Below are 21,999 nucleotides of genomic sequence, written 5' to 3'. Positions count from 1 at the left end.
GAAATTCAAAGGGTTTTTAATCAAATATCTGAGGATTTTTTTGTGATTCAAGAATATTTTAACAAAATTACAATTACTCATATTATTCTCATATCACTAGTATTACATGCATTTGTGATTGCACAACCTCAGTTTTTACAAATTTGGGATGAATCAATTTTTCTTGAAATTCTCAGAGATTTTTTGAAAGGGGAAGACCATGTACCGTATCAAATGCCAGGCATTAATTTCTTCCAAGGTCCTACAACATTAATTTTTGGGGATAATTGGTTTTCATGGAGAGTTCCGTCAGTAATTTTTGGAATGTTGTCTTTGTTAGTTTTTTACAATGTGTTTAGAGAATACACAACAGAAAAAAATGCATTGTTGGCAACAGCAATTTTATCATTTGATACGATATTTTTTGTTCATTCCAGTTTGTTCTTAAGAGATGTGCCCTTAATGTTCTTTGGAGTTTTATCATATTATTTTTACATTAAGAAAAAATATTATTTTGCAGCAATAACATTAGGTTTTGCATTTTTAATTAAAGAAACAGCTGTTTTCTTTTTCTTTTTAATTATCATAAACCACGTTGTTGTGAATTACAAATGGAATCCAAAAATCACAGACCTAAGAAAGATCATAGTTTTTCTAGTTTTAACATCATTAACATTTCTGATTCCATTATGGATTTACGATATAATTTATCAACCCATAATTTATGATCCTATGATTGTCACTCAGAAATTACCAGATGGTAGAGAAGGCGCACTTTCTTATCCCAAAGTAAAGCTTATGGAATCAAGAGGATACATTCAACAAACTCAAATTGGTAAGATTACGAATCCAATAGAGCATCTAGGTGTTTTTCTAAGTAAAGGGTATGTAACATCAGAGGCATACAAAGTCAAAAATTGGGACACAAATCTAACAAATTATCCTCACAATTGGATTCTACCCATACCTCTTCCTGAAAATGCAAATGGATTAGGATGGGTAAAAGAAAAACCATTTGAAGAAACACATGGAGGTAAACTACATGTTGGAAAAATATTTGGTATTGAATGGAGAGGAGACCCAAACCAAGTTTTATGGATAGTTGGTTTTTGGTCTACTTTGGGATTAATTATTTATGGAGTGATCAAAAATAGAGAGAAAACAATTTTGTTTCTAAGTTCGGGTTTGATTTCCATGTATGTACCATATTTGTTATTACAGTTTACAGGGAGGATAATGTTTCCATATTATTTCATTCTAACAATCCCATTCATATCATTAGGAGTAATCATTGCAATAGACAAAATAAAAAATTCTAAATTAAGAATAGGAATTAAAACTTTATTTTTCATTTCAGTTGTAGGTTGGTTTGTATTTTATTTTCCAATCAAAATTCTTTGAGAAATAAAATACAGAAAAATAATTTTTAGTTTTTTTAGAATGAAAAATATTTCCTAGTTTACACTAGGGAACTTCAAATCATAAAAATTGCATAGCTTTCGCTAAGCATGATTAAAAATGAAATCATCGTACAAGTCGTGTATATTCCACTTTGATGAATGAAAATGATTCATCGCGCATAGTCTCTATGTAAGTGGCTGAACCGATGTGTTGGTCTATTAGTAAAGGCTGGCTCACCACTCGCCGAAGCTTGTGATCTACACCACCTTCCTATCAACGCAGTCTTCTGCTGCCGACCTTCATCTTACGAAAGAATAACTTGTCTCGGGATAGGATTCGTGCTTAGATGCTTTCAGCACTTAGCCTAAACGGCTTAGCTGCCCGGCCTGCCTTGTCAGACAACCGGTAAACCAGTGGCCACGCTGCTCTGTTCCTCTCGTACTCGGAGCAACTTCCCCTCAGTTATTCACGCTTCCATCAGGCAGAGACCGACCTGTCTCACGACGGTCTAAACCCAGCTCATGTTCCCTTTTAATAGGCGAGCAGCCTCACCCTTGGCCCCTGCTGCAGGACCAGGATAGGAAAAGCCGACATCGAGGTACCAAACCGCGGGGTCGATAGGAGCTCTCGCCCGCGACGAGCCTGTTATCCCTGGGGTAATTTTTCTGTCACCTCCGGGCCCCAATAGTGGGCACACGAAGGATCGCTAAGCCAGACTTTCGTCTATGAATTCCGTGCGTTTGGAAATCCATTCAGTCGAGTTTTTGGCTTTGCCCTCTTCAACGGATTTCTGCCCCGTTTGAACTCAACTTTGGGCCCCTTTGATATCTTTTCAAAGGGGTGCCGCCCCAGCCGAACTGCCCACCTGCACGTGTCTCCGGTCTTCACTGGATAAGTGGTACTGCAAAAAGAGTCTGGTGTTACATCGTTGCTTCTTAACACCCCGGAGAGTGTTAAGCATGGCTCCCAGATACCCTGTGCAATTCTTACTATACCACAAGCACAAGCTGCAGTAAAACTCCACGGGGTCTTCTCTCCCCGATGGAAGGCGATGGACTGTTCGTCCACCTTATGTGGCTTCACCGGGTTGTAGGCGGGGACAGTGGGGCTCTCGTTGTTCCATTCATGCGCGTCGGAACTTACCCGACAAGGCATTTGGCTACCTTAAGAGAGTCAGAGTTACTCCCGGCGTTAACCGGCCCTTAGCTCGGTTGAACCCAAGTTTTAGGTACCGGCACCGGCCAGGATTCAGCGACTATACAAATCCTTTCGGACTAGCAGTCGCCTGTGTTTTTATTAAACAGTCGAAACCCCCTTGTCATTGCAACCTGCGGTCCCCATTCCTCATGAAGATCGCAGGCATCCCTTATACCTAAGCTACAGGACTAATTTGCCGAATTCCCTCGCCATACGGTATACCCGTAGCACCTTAGCTTACTAAGCCAGCGCACCTGTGTCGGTTCTGGGTACGATCTTGCACTCTGCTAACTACACAATCTTTCATGGTCTCCTGGAATCGAGAAAACTCCGCTAACGCGGAGCCATTCCTACCTCGAACTGGTTCTCGTCATTACGACACTCCCCAATTCTCGAATAGTTAGATACAACGACGATTGTACAATCCCTATCCGGAAGCAAATCATATAGCTCAAACGCTCGATGCAAGGTACTAGAATATTAACTAGTTTCCCATTCGGTGTACTCTGTTGAGGTACATCTTAGGATCGACTACCTCCAGGCTGATAACGCATTGCCTGGAAACCCTTGCGCTTACGGTGGTATGGATTCTCACCATACTATGCTGTTACTGCCGCCAGGATCTGCAATAGAAACCGGTCCACAGGACGTTACCGCCCTGCTTCGACCCAATCACTACGCCAACCTACCACGAATCATCCATTGATGATTATCTAAAGTATCGGTACTTTGCTTTAGCCCCGTCCGTTTTTGAGGCATCCCCCCTCGGCAGGTAAGTTGTTACACACTTTTTAAAGGATAGCTGCTTCTGAGCTTACCTCCCTGCTGTCTTGGCGAGAACACGCTCTTTAGCTTGACACTTAGCAAAAATTTGGGGACCTTAACTTCAGTCTGGGTTAAACCCCTTTCGGTCATGAGCCTTACGCCACATGAACCCGTGTCCTTGCTTCTACGATGTATATCCGTTCGGAGTTTGAATGAGCGGTGAGGGATTTCTCCCCCGCGCCGCTCTATCAGTGCTCTACCGGAAACACTATCTCCACAAAGCACGCCCTGCGAGACGCTTCGGTTGGAACTAGCGAGCGCCAGTCTAGATTGGTTTTTGACCCCTATTCCCAGGTCACAACAACGATTTGCACGTCAGAACGTCTTAAGACCTCCAGCGGGCTTTCGCCCGCCTTCATCTAGCCCAGGAATAGATCGACTGGCTTCTAGCCTAGCCGCCATGACTCTACGCACTTTCACACGCTTCTCCTCACAATGCTGCGAGAACTCGGTTTCCCTTCGCCTACATCTTTAAAGATTTAAGCTTGCCATGACAGTTAGCTCCCTGGCCCGTGTTTCGAGACGGAACGCATGACACTGATGACTTGAACATCAAATCTTCAACTCTATTGCTAGAATCTCCAAAATGAAAAAATCACCTTCCATGCCATGCACGTCTGTAAGTAATAGGTTTCATGCACTTTTCGCCCCCCTTCCGGGGTACTTTTCAGCTTTCCCTCACGGTACTAGTCCACTATCGGTCTTGAGAGATATTTAGCCTCAGATGCTACTTTCACCTGTATTCATTGCCCACTACCAAGGACAACTACTCGGGTATGAATAGGACTCTTCCCATTTCGCTTACGGGGATATCACCCTCTATGTCAGTACTTTTCAGAACATTTCAGCTGTGTTTCAAGATTCCATATTATCATACCAAAACACCACATCTCCCGAAGGATTCAGTTTGGGCTCTTTCCTTTTCGATCGCCTCTACTTGGGAAATCTCAATTGATTTCTTTTCCACGTGGTACTAAGATGCTTCAATTCCCACGGTTCGACTTCCAATACTAGTGTACTGGAATGCACATAAGTGCAAGATTCTCATTCGGACATCTCGGGATCATAGGATGCGTGCGCCTACCCCGAGCTTATCGCAGCTTGCCACGTCCTTCATCTCTCCTCAAGCCTAGCAATCCACCTATTACCGTCTTTACACCGGCAAATTCAGCCACATATTACACGACTATGCACGACGATCATTGCAAGTCCCCTGGCAGGGACCCGCTACATCCTTCATACATCACTTTCGTGATGCATTGCATCGATGATTTGATGTGAAGATTAGTGCATCCGTACACTTTCCTTATCTAAGGAGGTGATCCGACCGCAGGTTCCCCTACGGTCACCTTGTTACGACTTTTCCCTTGTCACGAACCCCAAGTTCGATAACGCCAATCAGACGTCACCTCGCTAAGAGCTCACTTCAATGAAACGACGGGCGGTGTGTGCAAGGAGCAGGGACGTATTCACCGCGCGATAATGACACGCAGTTACTAGGGATTCCATATTCGTGAGGGCGAGTTGCAGCCCTCAGTCATAACTGTGGTAACGTTTGAGGATTACCTCATCCTTTCGGATTCGAAACCCATTGTCGTTACCATTGCAGCCCGCGTGTGGCCCCAGAGTTTCGGGGCATACTGACCTGCCGTGGCCCCTTCCTTCCTCCGCATTAACTGCGGCGGTCCCGCTAATTCGCCCCACTACTCCTGAGAGTAATGGTGGCAACTAGAGGCAGGGATCTCGCTCGTTACCTGACTTAACAGGACATCTCACGGCACGAGCTGGCGACGGCCATGCACCACCTCTCAGCTTGTCTGGTAAAGTCTTCAGCTTGACCTTCATTCTGCTGTCTCTCCGGGTAAGATTTCTGGCGTTGACTCCAATTGAACCGCAGGCTTCACCCCTTGTGGTGCTCCCCCGCCAATTCCTTTAAGTTTCATACTTGCGTACGTACTTCCCAGGCGGCAAACTTAACGGCTTCCCTGCAGCACTGCATTGGCCACAAGCCAATGCATCACTGAGTTTGCATAGTTTACAGCTGGGACTACCCGGGTATCTAATCCGGTTTGCTCCCCCAGCTTTCATCCCTCACCGTCGGACGTGTTCTGGTAGACCGCCTTCGCCACAGGTGGTCATCAATAGATCAAAGGATTTTACCCCTTCCTACCGAGTACCGTCTACCTCTCCCACTCCCTAGCTCTGCAGTATTCCCGGCAGCCTGTACGTTGAGCGTACAGATTTAACCGAAAACTTACAGAGCCGGCTACGGATGCTTTAGGCCCAATAATCATCCTGACCACTTGAGGTGCTGGTTTTACCGCGGCGGCTGACACCAGAACTTGCCCACCCCTTATTCAACAGTGTTTCTAGGACTGTCAAAAGGTTCGTTTAGCACAAACCACTCGGATTAACCTTGTCGTGCTTTCGCACATTGCAAAGTTTTCTCGCCTGCTGCGCCCCATAGGGCCTGGGTCCGTGTCTCAGTACCCATCTCCGGGCTACTCCTCTCAGAGCCCGTACCTGTAATAGTCTTGGTGGGCCATTACCTCACCAACAAACTGATAGGCCGCAGTCCCATCCTACGGCGACATTCATTTGGAACACAAACCATTCCAGGTATAGTGTTCTATCGGGCATTATACTCAGTTTCCCGAGGTTATTCCCGTCCATAGGGTAGGTTGACTACGCGTTACTGAGCCGTCTGCCTTGTATTACTACAATGACTCGCATGGCTTAGTATCAATCCGATAGCAGTCAGGTCCGGCAGGATCAACCGGATTCTGAAATTTTTTGATTTTGATTATTGAAGTACATTTGTACTTTAATTGGAATTGACGGATGCACATAATCTTCACATCTCAGATATTGATCACTTGATCAAATCCTCATTTTTGTATGCGTAACTGGAGGCCCATGAATCACAAAATGGCATAATACCATACTTCATCACAAGCGCCGCCTATTGCGTTACGTATGCAAAAGGTCAACCATGTAGAAACCATATAAACCATGCGTGAAAATAAGCCTGATCGATGCCATTTTTTGTAAAAATTACAACATCACAACTATGCAAAACTAGGCAGTTTTGAAAAACTGTGCCTGATAACTATGCCAAACTATGCCATTATCAATAGTTAAAATGATAGAGATATTCTTGTGAATTTGCTTTTGGATTACATCAAAGAATACAAAAAGAAAACACCTACATCAGCAAAGCTGTTTTCAAAATCAGCAAAACTGCATGTCAACGGTGTTTCTCATAACATAAGATTTTATGAACCATATCCATTTGTTGTAAAAAAATCTGCAGGAAAAAATTTGATTGATGTTGATGATAACAAGTATACAGATTATTGGATGGGTCATTGGGCTTTGATTTTAGGACACGGTCCAAAAACAGTCAAAGAGTCGTTGCAAAAACAAATTGAAAAAAGTTGGATGTATGGAACAGTAAATGAACAGACAATAAAATTATCTGAATTAATTTCTAAAGCAGTACCAGTTGCTGAGAAAATCCGCTACGTCACATCAGGTACAGAGGCTACAATGTATGCAGTTAGATTGGCACGTTCAGTTACTGGTAAAAAAATAATTGCAAAGATTGATGGAGGATGGCATGGATACACATCAGACTTGCTAAAGTCAGTAAACTGGCCTTTTTCAGAATCTGAGAGTTCAGGAATTGTAAATGAAGAACAGATTGTATCAATTCCCTACAATGACTTGGAAACATCATTATCCATTTTGAAAAAACATTCTAAAGATTTAGCAGGTGTAATTATTGAACCTGTTTTAGGTGGAGGAGGATGCATACCAGCAGAATCAGATTATTTGAAAGGGATTCAAGAATATTGTAAGAAAAACAATTCATTATTCATTTTAGATGAAATTGTAACTGGCTTTCGATTCAGATTTGGATGCCTCTATCCAACAATGAAACTTGATCCAGATATTGTAACTCTGGGCAAGATAGTTGGCGGAGGATTATCAATTGGTGTAATGTGTGGAAGAAAAGAAATCATGGAATTTGCAGATACAACAGGTAAGAAAAAATCTGAACGAAGTTATGTTGGAGGAGGAACATTTTCTGCAAATCCTGCCTCAATGGTAGCAGGTTTTTCAACGTTGTCTGAGCTAAAAAATAAAAAATCAATCTATTCTAAAATTAATACCATAGGAGAATATGCTAGAAACGAACTAACCAAGTCATTTGATGGAAAGGTAATAGTTACAGGCAAAGGCTCTTTGTTTATGACACATTTTGCAAGAGCTGGAGTTGATGAAATCAGAAATTCTGCAGATGTTGCAAAATGCGATATCTCAACACTAGCAAAATATCATTTCAAAATGATAGCCCATGACGGAATATTCTTTTTGCCAGGAAAACTTGGCGCAATATCAAATGCACACTCTAAAGAAGATATCAAAAACATTGTTTTAGCATCTGAAGAATTTACTTGTTAGAATCATTTGGAAAAAATTCTGATTTCCAAGATTTGAGTTTTGCAAAAATTTCCATGTATTCTGAAGACTTTACAGTGATGTGAATATGAGCATATAACTTTCCAAATTGAGATTCAAATATCATCCTACATTCATCTTTGAAAAAGGGAACAGAAATTCCAATCTTTTTGAGGTTAGAAAATTGAAAGTCTTGAATTTGGATGTGTTTTTCTGAAACAATAATTTTTTTTGGTTCAGGGTTTTTTGAGATGGTGTTATCTAGTTTCTTTTTTGTATCATCATCCCATAGAGGGGTATCATGAGGCCATCTGTGAACAAATACTTTTTCAGCTAGAAACGAAATTTCAGAATTTGGCAATATAGAAGAACAAAACAGATTCAAAATAAGCCTATCTTCATCAAGGTTATTGGGGGTTGAAAATTTTCTCAATTAGTTGCTGCATGTTGTAGATTCTTTTCTGAGAGATTCCAGTCATTTTAGATATTTGATGGGAATCGTATCGTAGTAAATCTTGTGCAATCATAATATTGCTTTCAGAAAATATCTGTAGTTCTTTTTGAGATAGATTCAAAATAGTTATTGGATAGAGGTTGTGTCTTTCAATCATTTTTTCAAGGCTGTTTGCTGCAGGATACCTCCAAGAAATTATTTCTTGCCCAATACATTTTGCATATTTTTTCGCATTACCTGATACCTTGGTGTTACAAAATATCATCTCACCTGAAAACTTTGATCTCATATCAAGAAATCTAGCATGAGTATACATAGATTCTTTGAGTCCTGTGTAGACACCATGTTTTGAATGATATTTGCATTCAATTAGAAATTTTTTATTTTTTTTCATTCCAATTAAATCAATTTCATGCACCACACATTCTCCTTTAATTTTGGAGCGAATTCCAGTTACTTGGAAATCATAATACTCTAAAATTGCTGCAACATAATTCTCAAATGCAAAACCAGCAGGTCCCATTCTCATTATTGCATTTTTTAATTGATATCTTTGATGAAGTGCTCTTAATCCTCTTTCTTCAGAGATGGCGTGAAGGACTTTTTTGTAGATATTATTTGAAGTCATGTCACGATATACTTCAGATTTTACTTTTTTGAGAATACGTTTTGCAGTTTTTTTACTGGCGCCTGCTCTAATGCAAGTGCTAAGAATTTTGTTTTCATTAAATGGGACACGGCTTCCATCAGCCTTGTAGATGAAAAATTTTCTTGGAGTTATGGTGTTAATAGATTATATCTACAATTAAAATTGAATGCAATAATCAAATTTTTATAAAATAATAAACACGTTATTCCATGGAAAAGAAAAAAGATGAAAAGGAAGCCTATGCCACAGATAACCCAACTAATGCAGATGCAAAATCTCAAGAAGACATGGCAAAAGAGGCAATTAAGAAATTCAAATCATTGAATAGTTAGCAAGATTTGAGATTAGGAGAGTGAGAAATTATGGGATTGTTTGGTAAAAAAGAGGACCCTGAAGATTTAATGTATGAAGGAATGGGAATGCTAGAGAAGAACCAACCAAAGGCAGCCATTTCGTTTTTCAACAAAGTTCTAAAGCAAGAACCAGAAAACACAGAAGCTTTACTCCAAAAAGGATTGGCATTAAACTTGATAAAAAAATACCAAGATGCAATAACCTGCTTTGACAAACTCATATCTATTGATCCTAAAGACGCTCAAGCACTAAACAACAGAGGAATATCTATGGCAGAGACAGGAAATATTCAAGGAGCCGCAGAATATTATGACAAAGCAATCGAAGCAGATTCCAAATACGCTTCAGCCTATTTTAACAAAGGGGTCTTACTAGACAAACTCCAAGAACATGAAGAAGCTTTAACAGTTTTAGAAAAAGCAATATCAATTGATCCAAGAAAACCAAATGCTATGATCTACAAAGGCATTGTCTTAGGTAAATTGAAAAGAAATGAAGAAGCATTGAATTGTTTTTCAAATGTTTGTAAAAAATATCCAAATAACTTGGATGCGTTTTTCCAAAAAGGAGTCCAATTAGCAGAGTTAGGAGAACATAAAAAAGCACTGGATGTTTTTGATGAAATCTCAAAAAAATTCAAAGACAACGTAAATGTGGTCTATGCCAAATCACGCAGCATGGCAGCACTTGAAAGATATCCCGAATCATTAGAATTACTAAAAAAAGCAGTTTCTGTAAGTCCCAAAGTTATTCGAGCATGGGCAAAAGAAGAACCAGTTTTTACAAAACTACACAGCAATGATCAGTTTAGAAAATTAGTTAAATTATAGAATCTTTTTACGTACTGCATCAATTCGCATAATTTCAATTTTCTTTTTAGGACCAATTAACCTTGCCTCAAATATAGGAACGTATACTTCAGAAATTTCACGCAATACAAATTCTTCAGTCAGTTCTCTAACGTCAGTCTCCAATGGTTTTTTCAAAAGTGACTTGAGTTTTTCCAGAGCGGCATCATAAGTCATTTCAGGTTTTTTGATGTTTGGTTCATTTTTTTTCAATATTCTCTTCGGATAATTCTCTACAGTTTTTGAGTTTACTTTGAAGGGGAACTTTACATCTCTCCCATGATGATCAAAGGTCAGTTCATCTTCTTCTTCAACAAACACATGTTCTTCTAATTTTAGGTCAATTTTGTTTTTGCCCTTTTTTCCAACAAACGTTTTCTCCAACACAGATTTTGGGCGAGTTTGAAAAACACCATCTCCCAGTTCTACCTCCTTTACGTTGGAGTCAACAGAGATGGTATGAGTGGCTTTTCTATAATAATCAGCAATGTATTTTCCAGATACCATCAGTATGCACTCATAGTATAGTTTGATGGAATGTATGTGGACCTGTTCTTTTTTTGGTCTAGACAACAATGACTTGAAGGGCTTTGTTTTCTTGTCTTCTACAATCTCTGTTGCTTCATCTAGGTCTATGTTTTTTCGTAAAACAACAGTCTTTACATCATATGTATCGCTCAAAACTATACAGAGTATGCAATTCCATCTATTAAACAGATTCTGTCATGAAAAGAGATAATAGATTTGAGATCCACCATATAATATGGCAGCAAAAAAGGCAGGATATATTGAAAAATTTCTAAAAAAAGCAGACAAAGCCATCCAAGAAGGAGTCAAAAGGGCCGATGAAGTACTAGAAGATGCAGTAGAGTTTGGAACAATGACTGCAAAACAGGCAGCACAAGCAAGCAAAGAGTTCCGTAAACAGGCAAAAAAAGAAAGAGATGAGTTGCAAAAAAGAGGTGTCAAAAAAATTAATGAAGGAATTACTGCTGCAAAGAACATGTCTTCAAGCACAGAAGATGATTTAGAGACATTGGAAAGACTAGGAAAGCTCAGAAAGTCAGGAGTCATCACTGAAAAAGAATTCCAAGCAAAGAAAAAGAAAATTCTAGGAAGAATTTAGAGATGAAAAAATCAAACATTCACGGTACTAATGATAAAAGAAATGTAAATCCAAATTGGTTTACATCCAAGACATGGATGAAGGTGTTATCTGAAAAGATAAAATCAACTGATCAAGATATTTATCATGTTCATTTTGAAAAAGGTTCTAGAACCAAACTTCATGCACATAATGGAAATCAAGTTCTAATTGCAACTAAAGGCAGAGGAAGTTTAGAGATTTTTAGAAGGTATGGGACAAGTAAAAATAATTTTAAGATAAAAAAGACTCAAAAAATTACTCTTAATGAAGGAGATATTGTACACATTCCGGCAAAAACACTTCACACCCACGGCTCAATAGATAAGAAAAAGACATTTTCTCATATTGCAATAAACATATTGTCACGAAAGAATTCTGAATACAAAACAGTTTGGTGGGAATCAGATTTTAAAGCAAAAGCTACTACAATAATCTAAAGATGTCACTGAGAAGAAATTCAGAGATAGAATCAATTCAAGGAAATGAAGGAACAAGCATCAAACAATTTTTTCATCCTCACAATACACTGGAAGGAATAGGGTACAGTCTTGCTCAATTCACTTTAGAACCAGGAAAAAAATCAAAACTGCATCAAATAAAATCATCTGAAATTTACTACATATTAGAAGGTAAAGCAATCTTGAGGGCAGATAATGAAGATATGGAACTTGAAAAAGATGATTCAGCATACATCCCACCAAATACCAAACAAAACATTGAGAATGTGGGGGAGGGAAATTTGAGATTTTTGTGTATTGTAGAGCCAGCATGGAAAGCAAAAGATGAAACAATACTAGAATAATCCATTCCCACGCAACACAGTATGAAATTATTTTTAAAATATGGCAAATGTCTAAAAATATAGTGAATACCTATCAGGCACTCAAAGTATTAGATATAGATTCCAATTCATCTCAAGAAGAGATAAAATCAGCATTTAGAAAAAAGGCATTAGAGCACCATCCAGACAAAAATAAGAACAAGAATGAGGATTTAGAATTTAAAAAAATTACAGAGGCATATGAATTCCTAAAGAAAAACCACCATCAAAGAAATGATGTCTATCACGAACCTCAACCAAAATCAAATTTCAAAAGAAAACCATGGGGAGCACCTGAGGATGAGAGTATTCCTGAGCAAGATTGGGGCAAATACACTAAAGAGTTTGAAGAAGGAGATCCTGATTTTTGGAAAGAGTATGAGAAAAATTTCTGGGAAGAATACAATGCCAGGGTTCGTCCAGATGGGAGAAATGGGGAATACGAAAAGGCAAAAGAGCCTAAAAAACAGCCCAATCTCTTTGTAGATGTGGATAAGAGTTTGTGTATTGGGTGTTGTAGTTGTGAAATAATTGCCCCAGATGTTTTTGAAATAAACAAAGAAAAAATGATGAATCCAAAGTCATCAGTGATTAATCAAAAAGGTGCAGGAGTAAACAAGATCATGGATGCAGCAATGACTTGTCCTACAAAAGCAATCATTGTTGAAGATACAGACACCAAAGAAAGAATGTATCCTTACTAAAATCAGATTTTTAGTTTTTCATAAAGTTCATCTAATTCAGATTCAGATAATTTTACAGTACCATCAAACATGCTATGTATTGCAGATGCAGAATCAGCAGATGATCTTGGAACTAAATGTACATGAACGTGAGGCACTTCTTGTCCAGCTTCTTTTCCATTATGAACTGCAACTAGAGTTGCACCAGTAATAGAATCAACTTTTGAAATCATCTTGTGTACAAGAGAAAATAAATCAGTATTTTCATCATTTGACATATCTTGAATTTTTTGGTGATGATTCTTTGGAATTACCAAAACATGTCCTTTTGCAAGAGGAAATGCATCCAAAAATGAGATTGATGTGGATGTTTCTCCAAGAATTTTACATGGAATTTCCTTTGCAATGATTTTACAAAATATACAATCCATGGTACTTCATATTTTTTTTAATATTAAATCATTAATCACGGTTCAGTAATTGTTGCCCATGCCAAACCTTCACCATACATTATAGTTACCACATCACCAGGTTGCATAATGCAATTTTCAATAGTTTTAGGAATATCATCACGGGTTTCAACATAGCATATCCCGTTATCATTACTCAAAATTTCAACTTCTTCAGACACATCTTCTCTAATTAAATTCCAAAATGGGAAAACTAGAGTCGACAATACCAATCCTGCCACTACAAAAGCACCCCCAAAAACCAATCCGGCTTTTTGACTTGAACTAAGTTCCATCTACCAGGTACCGCCGTCACCTGCATTAGGATCTAATTTCTTTGCAGGAACATTTCCATGTGCTTTTTTCATATGTCTTTTCAAGCGTTCAGGATCATGCAGTTCTGTACCACAAGTATCACATTTTGTTTTACTGTCATTGTCTTTGTTACGTTTGAACAAACCCATATTTTCTTAAAATTTTGAAATACATTATAAAGGATACGTGATTTTTGGAAAAACATGACGATAAAAAATATCACAGTCTTGGGTTCAGGAGTGATGGGACACGGTATTGCCCAAGTTTCAGCCACAGCAGGATACAACATCGTTCTAAGAGACATCAAACAAGAATTTTTGGACAAGGCCATGGAAAAAATCAGATGGAGTTTAGATAAACTAGTTTCAAAAGAAAAAATTTCAAAAGAAGAAGGAGATGCAATTTTTGGCAGAATTAAACCAGTTGTAGATTTGAAAGAAGCAGTGAAAGATGCAGAATTGGTAATCGAGGTAGTTCCAGAAATTATGGATTTGAAGAAAAAGGTATATGCAGAACTTGATGAAGTTGCTGCACCAGAAGTTATCTTTGCATCAAACACAAGCACCCTACCAATTACAGAGATTGCAAATACAACATCAAGACCAGAGAAGTTCATAGGAATTCATTTCTTCAATCCCCCACAACTTATGAAATTGGTAGAAGTGATTCCAGGTGAAAAAACATCTCAAGAAGTTACGGATTTGACTAAAGATTATGTAAAGTCAGTTAACAAACAAGCAGTTTTGTGTAGAAAAGATGTTCCAGGTTTTATCATTAACAGACTATTCATCCCAATGGTTCATGAAGCATGTTTTGTTAAAGACAGAACAGGTGCAACTCTTGAAGAAATTGATTCAGCAGTTAAATTCAAACTAGGATTTCCAATGGGCATCTTTGAGTTAGCAGATTTTACAGGTATGGATGTTATTCACAAAGCAACAGTTGAAATGCATTTGAGAGACAAAAAAGTAATCAATCCACATCCACTAGTTGAAAAAATGTTTGATGAGAAAAAACTGGGACAAAAATCTGGAGAAGGTTATTACAAATATTCTGATGACAAATATGAAAGAGTGGCACTATCTGAAGAATTAGCAGAGAAATGCAATCCAATTCAACTTGTCGCAAACATTCTAAACAACGCAGCATGGCTTGTAACAAATGGAGCAAGCGACATTGATGAAATTGAAAAAGCTGCTCAGTTAGGTTTAGGATTAAAAAAGCCATTATTTGAGACTGCAAAAGAGATAGGCATCAAAAATATTGTAGATGAGTTAAACAAGCTTGCCGAAGAGCACGGTGAATTCTACAAACCAGACCCACTACTTGTATCCATGCAGTAAATCAAGTAATTCCTAAATGCTCTTTGATTTTACCAACATCTTCTCCAACCATTGCAATTTGACTACTTAATGCCCAAACAGAGTTTCGTGATTGAATGTTTTGATTGTTCAAGTATTTTACCAAAGTCATTGTAAATTCAGAGTTGTTTGTTTTCTCAAGATAAGATATAATTTCATCAATCATTTGAGGAGGCAATCCCTTGTCTAATTTGTCAATGAGTTGTTTGCATTCTTCATCATTTTGAATTGGCATTGTATAATGTACACTCTTTTGATTAAAGAATATTATGCAGAGATCAATTCTAGAATTTTTGTAATTGCTTCTTGAGGAGTATCAACTCCAATTATTTTGACATTTTTTCTATGATCAAGATAACCATCGATGAACGGATCAACAGAACTATCCAAATTTCGGATTGCGACCATTGGTTTTTTGTGCATGTATGCAGCGCAAGTCTCAGATAAAGTTCCAGAACCACCACCAACAATCACCACACCATCAGCAGATAATGCATTAAGAAAATCACGTGCCAAGCCCATGCCAGTTGGAATAACAATGTCACAGTACTCATTTGCTTCAGCGGGATCGTTTTGAGGGATTATTCCAATAGTCAAACCGCCTGCATCCTTTGCTCCGTGAGCTGCTGCAGTCATTACACCTCCCAATCCACCACAAATTAGAACAGAATCAGATTTTGCAACCTCTGATCCAACATCATAAGCAATTTTTTCATGTTCAGGCAAACACCCTTTGGTATTATGACCAATTACTAGGATCTGTCTTCTCTTCACCATACTTCAAAGTAAGAAACTGGTTTGAAATATCTTCCGAGAGAAAAGGATATTAGTAAAAAATACTATTGTTATTCATGGAAAGACGTTCAATGCCTGTATGTTTTACTGAAAAACAATACAAAATGATCGAAGAGTATGCCAAAAGAAACGGTATGCTCAATGCAAGCCAAGCTCTTGAAAAAATTCTAAGCGAATAAACGCTTTTTTGTTATTTTTATTTTGTTTACATTTATAGAATAAGCTGTATTAGGTAGATTTGGAATGGGATTATTTAGTAAAAAACCATCACATTGTACTATTTGCAATAAAGAACTAACCCACAAACACAAACCAAAAAGAGAATGGAACATCAAAGGTCCACTTTGTGGAGATTGTCATTTTGACAAACAAAAAGAGTACTACGAAGGTAAAGTAAGACAACCATGTGTAGAATGTGGTAAAACTCAAAAAATTACAGATTTGTGGGAACCAAGATGGCAGTGGGATATGGAAGGTCTTCTCTGCAAAACATGTTTTGATAAAAAAGAAGAGTCTCATGGAAAAAAGAAGAATTTCTGTTCATTATGTGGAGGTAAAATGGGATTAATCAGATACAATCCAAAAGGAAAATGGAAGATTGATGGACAGTTATGTAGAAAATGTTGGGATGAAAAAAAAGCAGAGTTAGGATAACAGTTGGGTTTTTTTAAGAAAATTAAATGTAATATTTGCAACAGTAAGTTTTCAAAACAAGAAGAATTGATGAATCACAAACAAATCGTTCATGGAAAAGATTTGCAATACGATTGCAAAGAATGTAACAAATTTTTTTCAAACATGGAAGATATGAGAACTCATTTGCAAAAAGAACACAGTTACAAAAAAGACAGATGATTAAATTGCTTTAACTGTTTTAACTACTGGAGGTCTTACTTTGGTAAATACTCTGAATCCACAAATACATTTGATTTCAGGTAATCTAGATAATTCAGTGTTTGAAACCATTGTTCCACATCTAAGGCAAGAATAATTTACATCAAATGTCTCAACAGGTGTTTCTTCTACTTCATCAAAGTTTTCTTCAGCCATGTTTATCATCAAAATTTCTGTAATTTAGAGATTATGTTAATGAGAGTTCAATGTATACATCGTCAGGGATTTTTAGTCTCATGAGTTGTCTAATGGCTTTATCATCAGCGTTGATATTGATAATTCTTCTATGCATTTTCATCTCCCATTTTTCATAGGTTTCAGTTCCACTACCACATGGAGATTTTCTAGTAGCAACATGTAGTCTTTTTACAGGAAGTGGGGTTGGACCCTTTACCTTAACACCAGTTTTTTTACCGATACCCATGATTTCCCCACATACACCATCTAGTTTTGGTAGGCTAGTGGATGTGAGTTTTACACGGGCGGTTTGGGTCATAAAAAATCCGCCTATGGTTTGTACTCTTCGGTAATTTCCTTAACGATTCCTGCTGCGATAGTTGCACCCATATCTCTAAGGGCGAATCTACCCATTTCAGGGAACTCTTGGAAAGTTTCGATACAAGTTGGTCTTACCGGTCTAATTTTGACAATTGCGGAATCTCCAACTTTAAGGAATTTTGGATTTTCTTCCTCAACGGCACCAGATGCTGGGTTGATCTTTTGTAAGAACTCAGTAACTGTTGCTGCAACTTGTGCAGTGTGTGCGTGCATAACTGGAGTATAACCAGGAGCAATTGCTGTTGGGTGGTGAATTACAATAATTTGTGCTTTGAATTCTTTAGCAACTTTTGGTGGAGCGTCAGGACTTCCGAGAACATCTCCTCTCTTGATATCTTTCTTTTCAACACCTCTAAGGTTGAAACCAATGTTATCACCTGCTTCTGCAGATGGCATCTCTGTGTGGTGAGTTTCAATAGATTTGATTTCACCAGGAGCGCCTGAAGGCATTACAACAATTTTGTCGCCTGCTTTCATAACTCCTGTTTCAACTCTACCTACAGGTACTGTTCCGACACCAGTAATGGTGTAAACGTCTTGAATTGGAACACGTAGTGGTTTACCAGTTGGTTTTTCAGATACTGTAAAGTCATCAAATGCTTCAAGTAGTGTTTTACCAGAGTACCATGGCATGTTCTCAGATTTCTTAACCAAGTTATCGCCTTTCCATCCAGAAACTGGAATGAATGGTACGTTTTCTAGTTTGTAACCTACAGATTTAACTAATTTTTCACCTTTTTCTTTGGCTACTTTGAATGCTTCTTCAGAATAGTTACTATCATCCATTTTGTTGATTGCAACGATTAGTTGGTTTACACCTAAAGTCTTGAGCAAGAATGCGTGTTCTCTTGCTTGACCACCTGCTGCGATTGCAGTGTCGGTTTCACCTTCTTTTGCTGAAAGTACTAAGACTGCTGCATCGGCTTCAGAAGCACCAGTAATCATGTTTTTAATAAAGTCCCTGTGACCAGGAGCGTCAATCAAAGTAAAGAAGTACTTTGGAGACTCAAACTTTTGGAATGCAAGATCGATTGTAATACCTCTCTCTCTTTCATCCTTAATGTTATCCATAACCCATGCATACTTGAAAGTATCACCTTTTCCGGTCTTCTCGGATTCGGATGCATGTGCTGCAATTGTTCTTTCATCTACAACACCAAGATCCATCAAGAAATGACCCATAGTTGTTGATTTTCCATTATCAATATGACCTGTAACAATCAGGTTCAAGTGTGGTTTATCTGCCATGTAGAGTGCGTATCTGAGGGCATTTATTACTGTTATGAATTTTTGAAAAAAAATCTAAAATTTTTCAATTAATTTCAGATCAGAAGACTTTGCTAAAAGCACATAAATCAAAGGTCCAAAAATGGAAGATATGAAAATTACAGTTTCAGTTATCAAAGCCGATGTTGGCGGTGTTGGAGGACACACAAAACCTAGTGACGGACTATTAGACGCAATTAAAAATACCGTTAAAAATTCAGCAGATTTGCTTATTGATTATTACATAGGATATTGTGGTGATGACACTCACATCGTAATGTCTCATACTCATGGAGTGGACAATCAACAGATTCACAAATTAGCATGGGATGCATTCATGGCAGGAACTCAAGTTGCTAAAGAAGAAGGATTGTATGGAGCAGGACAAGATTTGCTCAAAGATTCATTTTCTGGAAACGTAAAAGGAATGGGTCCAGGAGTTGCAGAGATGGAATTTGAAGAAAGACCAAATGAGGCATTTACAGTATTTGCAGCAGACAAAACAGAACCAGGTGCATTCAACTATCCAATTTACAGAATGTTTGTAGATGCACTAAGTAATACAGGATTGATTGTAAACAAGAATCTTGCAGAGGGAGTGAAAATCAATATCATGGATGTTGAAAAAGCTCAGATTGCAGAATTAGAGTTATGGCAAGACAAACCAACAATTGAAGCTGCATTAATGTATCCAGGAAGATATGTTGTAGATTCAGTTACAACAAAAGATGGAGAACCAATTCTAGCAGCTTCAACAGACAGATTACACAACATTGCAGGAACATATGTCGGAAAAGACGATCCAATTTGTGTTGTAAGAACTCAAAAGAAATTCCCTGCAACTGAAGAAGTAGGAAGTGTGTTTAACAATCCACATTTTGTTGCAGGAAACACAAGAGGAAGTCATAACATGCCATTGATGCCTGTAAAACTAAACTCTGCAGCTACAATCAACTTTTGTATTCCAATAGTAGAAGCACTTGTCTTTAGCATGCATAATGGAAAGTTTACTGGACCATTTGATGGATTCTCAACTCCAGATTGGGATCTAATTAGAGAAAGAGCCACAGAAAAAGCTATGTCAATTAGAAGTCAAGGATTTATCCATCCAGCAACACTTGTTCCATCAGAATTAGAATATGCAGAAGGATACAGAGCTAGAATGGATGTTCTTGAAAGTAAGATGAAACCAATGGAAGGAACTACATCCAGTGGTGACAGAAAAGAGAATTACGAAGATCCAGATTAGTCATTTCAAAATCTGCAAATCATAAGAAATAGTTAAATCGAAAAAGACCTTACAAGACTCAGGTAAGAATGAATTTTCAAAAGATATTTGATTGGAAGACGTATATTTTCACAGCATTAGCAGTAATTTCATTTTCAAATTTTATGGCAGTGTTATTTGGCAAGACCATACCAGTAGTAGTCTTAGACTTTTTCAAAGTTGCAGGAGAGTATGTTGTATTAGGAGCAGTGTTTGTGTTTGCACTTGCATGGCTACTCAAAGCAAAACCCCACAATCGTCCAAAACAGTATTCAGTAGTAGTATTTGACGTATATGGAAAAAAGAGTGAGATTGACGGATTAAGGACAGAGTTCAAGACACATGATGTTGCATGGAGTTTTATGAAACAATACAAGAAATCTTATCCATTATACAATTTTGCGCTCGTATCAGATCTTCCAAAGTCAGACAAACCAACAATTTTCAGATACATCTAGATTCAATTTTTATTCAACAGCACACAAAGAAATAGAATGGAGTTTTCCATCTTAGCTGATTCATTTAACAAAATGGAATCAACAAGAAAAAGACTAGAATTAACACAATACTTGGTAGAATTATTTGAAAATACCCCACAAGAAGTAATTTCAAAGATAGTATATCTATTGCAAGGTAAACTTAGGCCAGATTTTGAAGGAGTTGAATTAGGAGTTGCAGAAAAACTCGCAATAAGAGCAATTTCAAAATCTTCGGGAATTCCAATTAAAAAAATTGAGGAAGAGTATAGAAAAGGAGGAGATCTAGGACATGCTGCTACTGTAATACTGGAACAAAAAACTCAGACAACATTTCTTGTAGAAGACATTACAGTTGAAAGAGTCTATGAAACACTCTTCAAAATTGCAAAATTAGAAGGAAACAGATCACAAGACATGAAAATGAAATACATTTCCAGTCTACTTAATGATGCAAGCCCATTGGAGGCAAGTTTCATTCTAAAAATATTGCTAGGAACACTAAGACTAGGAATTGCAGAAAATACAGTTATGGATGCATTAGCAATAGCATTTTCAGGTAACAAAGAAAACAGAAAAATTTTGGAGCATGCATACAATGTTTCTAGTGATTTAGGAAAGGTTGCAGAAGTTTTGGCAACTGAAGGATTAGAAGGAGTCGAAAAGTTCAAAATAATTTTGTTTAATCCAATCAGACCAATGCTTGCAGACAGAGTAAAGAGTGAACAAGAAGCAATTGAAAAAATGGGAAATGAATTTGCAGCTGAATACAAACTAGATGGGGAAAGAGTACAATTACACATCGAAGGAGAAAAAGTAGTTTTGTTTTCAAGAAGTTTAGAAAATATTTCAAGTTATTATCCAGACATTATAGAAAAAATTCCAAAATCAATTCAAGCTGAAAACATAGTATTAGAGGCTGAAGCAGTTGCAATCAATGAAAACACTGGAGAGTTTTTGCCGTTTCAAGAATTAATGCATAGAAGAAGAAAATACAAGATTGAAAAAGCAGTTACGCAATATCCAATTACAGTTAATCTGTTTGATGTTTTGTATTGTAATGGAAAAAGTTGTTTGGAATTAGACTATAAAGAAAGAAGAGAGAAGATGGAAAAAGTGGTAAAAGAAGATGATTTTGTAAAATACATACCAATGACTATTGTAAAAAATGAAAACGACATTGAAGACTTTTTTGAAAACAGTATCAATGCAGGAAGTGAAGGATTAATGTTAAAGATGTTAGACAAACCATATCAAGCAGGATCAAGAGGAAGTCATTGGCTTAAACTCAAAAGAGAATATCAAAATGAATTAGGAGATAGTTTAGATCTTGTTGTGATTGGAGGATTTTTTGGAAAGGGACGAAGGACAGGAAATTACGGAACTTTACTTTTAGCAACATATGAAGAAGATGAAGATATGTTCACCAGCATTTGTAAAGTAGGTACAGGTTTTTCAGATGAGGCATTAGATCAATTGTATCAAATTCTAAACCCCAAAGTAACAATTAAGAAAAATCCACGAATTGATAGTGAGATGGAAGCAGATGTGTGGTTTGAACCAGAGTTAGTAATTGAAGTGGTCGCATCTGAAATTACACTTAGTCCAATTCACAGAGCAGCTAGAGACAAAGTAAGAAAAGGTGCAGGACTTGCATTAAGATTTCCAAAGTTTACAGGAAAGATAAGAGTTGAGAAAATGGCCGAGGACGCATCTACAAACGAAGAAGTGATCACATTGTATCAGGGTCAGAAAAAAGTAGCACATGACAAAAGCCTCATGTAATCATGCTCAAAA

The 21,999-nt window shown here is 37.6% G+C and carries 26 protein-coding genes and 2 rRNA genes; 15 read left to right on the top strand and 13 right to left on the bottom strand.

The window, feature by feature from the left end:
- Positions 1 to 42: 42 nt before the first annotated feature.
- Positions 43 to 1,380, top strand: coding sequence for a glycosyltransferase family 39 protein (locus tag Nisw_RS08430; protein ID WP_141978212.1), 1,338 nt, complete (start codon positions 43 to 45; stop codon positions 1,378 to 1,380).
- 198 nt (positions 1,381 to 1,578) lie between these two features.
- Here the strand turns inward: Nisw_RS08430 and Nisw_RS08425 are convergent.
- Positions 1,579 to 4,568: ribosomal RNA gene (locus Nisw_RS08425) — 23S ribosomal RNA — on the bottom strand.
- Between the two features lie 147 nt (positions 4,569 to 4,715).
- Positions 4,716 to 6,185: ribosomal RNA gene (locus Nisw_RS08420) — 16S ribosomal RNA — on the bottom strand.
- Together the 16S and 23S rRNA genes form the textbook arrangement of a ribosomal RNA operon.
- Positions 6,186 to 6,567: 382 nt before the next feature.
- Between Nisw_RS08420 and Nisw_RS08415 the strand changes: the two genes are divergently transcribed.
- Positions 6,568 to 7,869 carry an aspartate aminotransferase family protein gene (locus Nisw_RS08415; protein WP_141978210.1) on the top strand — a complete coding sequence of 434 codons (1,302 nt, stop codon included), beginning with the start codon at positions 6,568 to 6,570 and terminating at the stop codon, positions 7,867 to 7,869.
- Here the strand turns inward: Nisw_RS08415 and Nisw_RS08410 are convergent.
- Entirely contained in the window at positions 7,859 to 8,227 is a 369-nt protein-coding gene (locus Nisw_RS08410; RefSeq protein ID WP_185736616.1) for a hypothetical protein, read from the bottom strand. The two genes, Nisw_RS08415 and Nisw_RS08410, sit on opposite strands and share 11 nt — an antisense overlap.
- 46 nt (positions 8,228 to 8,273) lie before the next feature.
- Entirely contained in the window at positions 8,274 to 9,080 is an 807-nt protein-coding gene (locus Nisw_RS08405) for a restriction endonuclease (protein ID WP_370510677.1), read from the bottom strand.
- A gap of 98 nt (positions 9,081 to 9,178) precedes the next feature.
- On the opposite strand from Nisw_RS08405, the gene Nisw_RS09490 reads away from it, so the two are divergent.
- Positions 9,179 to 9,301, top strand: a complete 123-nt coding sequence (locus Nisw_RS09490; protein WP_255430770.1) for a hypothetical protein — start codon at positions 9,179 to 9,181, stop codon at positions 9,299 to 9,301.
- A gap of 30 nt (positions 9,302 to 9,331) precedes the next feature.
- Positions 9,332 to 10,153, top strand: coding sequence for a tetratricopeptide repeat protein (locus Nisw_RS08400; RefSeq protein ID WP_141978206.1), 822 nt, complete (start codon positions 9,332 to 9,334; stop codon positions 10,151 to 10,153).
- Here the strand turns inward: Nisw_RS08400 and Nisw_RS08395 are convergent.
- Positions 10,148 to 10,852 carry a hypothetical protein gene (locus Nisw_RS08395; RefSeq protein WP_141978204.1) on the bottom strand — a complete coding sequence of 235 codons (705 nt, stop codon included), beginning with the start codon at positions 10,850 to 10,852 and terminating at the stop codon, positions 10,148 to 10,150. The genes Nisw_RS08400 and Nisw_RS08395 overlap by 6 nt on opposite strands.
- Positions 10,853 to 10,934: 82 nt before the next feature.
- Between Nisw_RS08395 and Nisw_RS08390 the strand changes: the two genes are divergently transcribed.
- The 4 genes from Nisw_RS08390 to Nisw_RS08375 all read left to right on the top strand — a co-directional run bounded on the left by Nisw_RS08390 (position 10,935) and on the right by Nisw_RS08375 (position 12,842).
- On the top strand, positions 10,935 to 11,297 hold the full coding sequence (locus Nisw_RS08390; RefSeq protein ID WP_141978202.1) for an SHOCT domain-containing protein: 363 nt from the start codon (positions 10,935 to 10,937) through the stop codon (positions 11,295 to 11,297).
- A gap of 2 nt (positions 11,298 to 11,299) precedes the next feature.
- A complete protein-coding gene (locus Nisw_RS08385; RefSeq protein ID WP_141978201.1) occupies positions 11,300 to 11,755 on the top strand; it encodes a cupin domain-containing protein in 456 nt (151 codons plus the stop codon).
- 2 nt (positions 11,756 to 11,757) lie between these two features.
- Positions 11,758 to 12,120: a cupin domain-containing protein gene (locus Nisw_RS08380; RefSeq protein WP_141978199.1), complete on the top strand. Its 363-nt coding sequence runs from the start codon at positions 11,758 to 11,760 to the stop codon at positions 12,118 to 12,120.
- A 62-nt stretch (positions 12,121 to 12,182) separates the two neighbouring features.
- Complete coding sequence (locus tag Nisw_RS08375) at positions 12,183 to 12,842, top strand: DnaJ domain-containing protein (protein ID WP_141978197.1); 660 nt, start codon at positions 12,183 to 12,185, stop codon at positions 12,840 to 12,842.
- A gap of 2 nt (positions 12,843 to 12,844) precedes the next feature.
- On the opposite strand, the gene Nisw_RS08370 is transcribed toward Nisw_RS08375, so the two are convergent.
- The 3 genes from Nisw_RS08370 to Nisw_RS09285 are packed head-to-tail and all read right to left on the bottom strand — an operon-like array spanning position 12,845 to position 13,734.
- Positions 12,845 to 13,252, bottom strand: coding sequence for an HIT family protein (locus Nisw_RS08370; RefSeq protein WP_141978195.1), 408 nt, complete (start codon positions 13,250 to 13,252; stop codon positions 12,845 to 12,847).
- Positions 13,253 to 13,287: 35 nt separating this feature from the next.
- Positions 13,288 to 13,566 (bottom strand): hypothetical protein, encoded by a 279-nt coding sequence (locus Nisw_RS08365; RefSeq protein WP_141978193.1) that lies wholly within the window; start codon positions 13,564 to 13,566, stop codon positions 13,288 to 13,290.
- Entirely contained in the window at positions 13,567 to 13,734 is a 168-nt protein-coding gene (locus Nisw_RS09285) for a hypothetical protein (RefSeq protein ID WP_185736615.1), read from the bottom strand.
- Between the two features lie 54 nt (positions 13,735 to 13,788).
- Between Nisw_RS09285 and Nisw_RS08360 the strand changes: the two genes are divergently transcribed.
- Entirely contained in the window at positions 13,789 to 14,928 is a 1,140-nt protein-coding gene (locus Nisw_RS08360; protein ID WP_141978191.1) for a 3-hydroxyacyl-CoA dehydrogenase, read from the top strand.
- Between the two features lies 1 nt (position 14,929).
- On the opposite strand, the gene Nisw_RS08355 is transcribed toward Nisw_RS08360, so the two are convergent.
- Both Nisw_RS08355 and Nisw_RS08350 read right to left on the bottom strand, forming a co-directional pair.
- Positions 14,930 to 15,181 (bottom strand): hypothetical protein, encoded by a 252-nt coding sequence (locus Nisw_RS08355; protein WP_141978189.1) that lies wholly within the window; start codon positions 15,179 to 15,181, stop codon positions 14,930 to 14,932.
- Positions 15,182 to 15,213: 32 nt separating this feature from the next.
- A complete protein-coding gene (locus Nisw_RS08350) occupies positions 15,214 to 15,723 on the bottom strand; it encodes a TIGR00725 family protein (RefSeq protein ID WP_141978187.1) in 510 nt (169 codons plus the stop codon).
- 74 nt (positions 15,724 to 15,797) lie between these two features.
- On the opposite strand from Nisw_RS08350, the gene Nisw_RS09485 reads away from it, so the two are divergent.
- The 3 genes from Nisw_RS09485 (at position 15,798) to Nisw_RS08340 (ending at position 16,596) form a co-directional block, all read left to right on the top strand.
- A complete protein-coding gene (locus Nisw_RS09485; protein ID WP_255430769.1) occupies positions 15,798 to 15,920 on the top strand; it encodes a hypothetical protein in 123 nt (40 codons plus the stop codon).
- A 64-nt stretch (positions 15,921 to 15,984) separates the two neighbouring features.
- Positions 15,985 to 16,395, top strand: coding sequence for a hypothetical protein (locus Nisw_RS08345; RefSeq protein ID WP_141978185.1), 411 nt, complete (start codon positions 15,985 to 15,987; stop codon positions 16,393 to 16,395).
- Between the two features lie 3 nt (positions 16,396 to 16,398).
- Positions 16,399 to 16,596, top strand: coding sequence for a C2H2-type zinc finger protein (locus tag Nisw_RS08340; protein ID WP_141978183.1), 198 nt, complete (start codon positions 16,399 to 16,401; stop codon positions 16,594 to 16,596).
- On the opposite strand, the gene Nisw_RS08335 is transcribed toward Nisw_RS08340, so the two are convergent.
- Genes Nisw_RS08335 through tuf form a run of 3 tightly spaced genes read right to left on the bottom strand, consistent with a single transcriptional unit; the run spans position 16,597 to position 18,441 of the window.
- Complete coding sequence (locus Nisw_RS08335) at positions 16,597 to 16,800, bottom strand: RNA polymerase Rbp10 (protein ID WP_012215415.1); 204 nt, start codon at positions 16,798 to 16,800, stop codon at positions 16,597 to 16,599.
- A 22-nt stretch (positions 16,801 to 16,822) separates the two neighbouring features.
- Positions 16,823 to 17,131, bottom strand: a complete 309-nt coding sequence (rpsJ, locus tag Nisw_RS08330; protein WP_008299200.1) for a 30S ribosomal protein S10 — start codon at positions 17,129 to 17,131, stop codon at positions 16,823 to 16,825.
- Between the two features lie 11 nt (positions 17,132 to 17,142).
- Positions 17,143 to 18,441 (bottom strand): translation elongation factor EF-1 subunit alpha, encoded by a 1,299-nt coding sequence (gene tuf, locus Nisw_RS08325; RefSeq protein ID WP_141978182.1) that lies wholly within the window; start codon positions 18,439 to 18,441, stop codon positions 17,143 to 17,145.
- Positions 18,442 to 18,571: 130 nt separating this feature from the next.
- Here tuf and fbp point away from each other — a divergent pair, with 130 nt between their 5' ends.
- From fbp to Nisw_RS08310, 3 genes are all read left to right on the top strand, one after another.
- Entirely contained in the window at positions 18,572 to 19,708 is a 1,137-nt protein-coding gene (gene fbp / locus Nisw_RS08320) for a fructose-1,6-bisphosphate aldolase/phosphatase (protein ID WP_141978598.1), read from the top strand.
- 68 nt (positions 19,709 to 19,776) lie between these two features.
- A complete protein-coding gene (locus Nisw_RS08315) occupies positions 19,777 to 20,184 on the top strand; it encodes a hypothetical protein (RefSeq protein WP_141978180.1) in 408 nt (135 codons plus the stop codon).
- A 36-nt stretch (positions 20,185 to 20,220) separates the two neighbouring features.
- Entirely contained in the window at positions 20,221 to 21,987 is a 1,767-nt protein-coding gene (locus Nisw_RS08310; protein WP_141978178.1) for an ATP-dependent DNA ligase, read from the top strand.
- Positions 21,988 to 21,999: the final 12 nt, after the last annotated feature.

The sequence above is a fragment of the Candidatus Nitrosopumilus sp. SW genome (genome assembly GCF_006740685.1).
In the GTDB taxonomy this organism is placed as follows: domain Archaea; phylum Thermoproteota; class Nitrososphaeria; order Nitrososphaerales; family Nitrosopumilaceae; genus Nitrosopumilus.
This window is presented reverse-complemented; position numbering and strand designations above follow the sequence as displayed.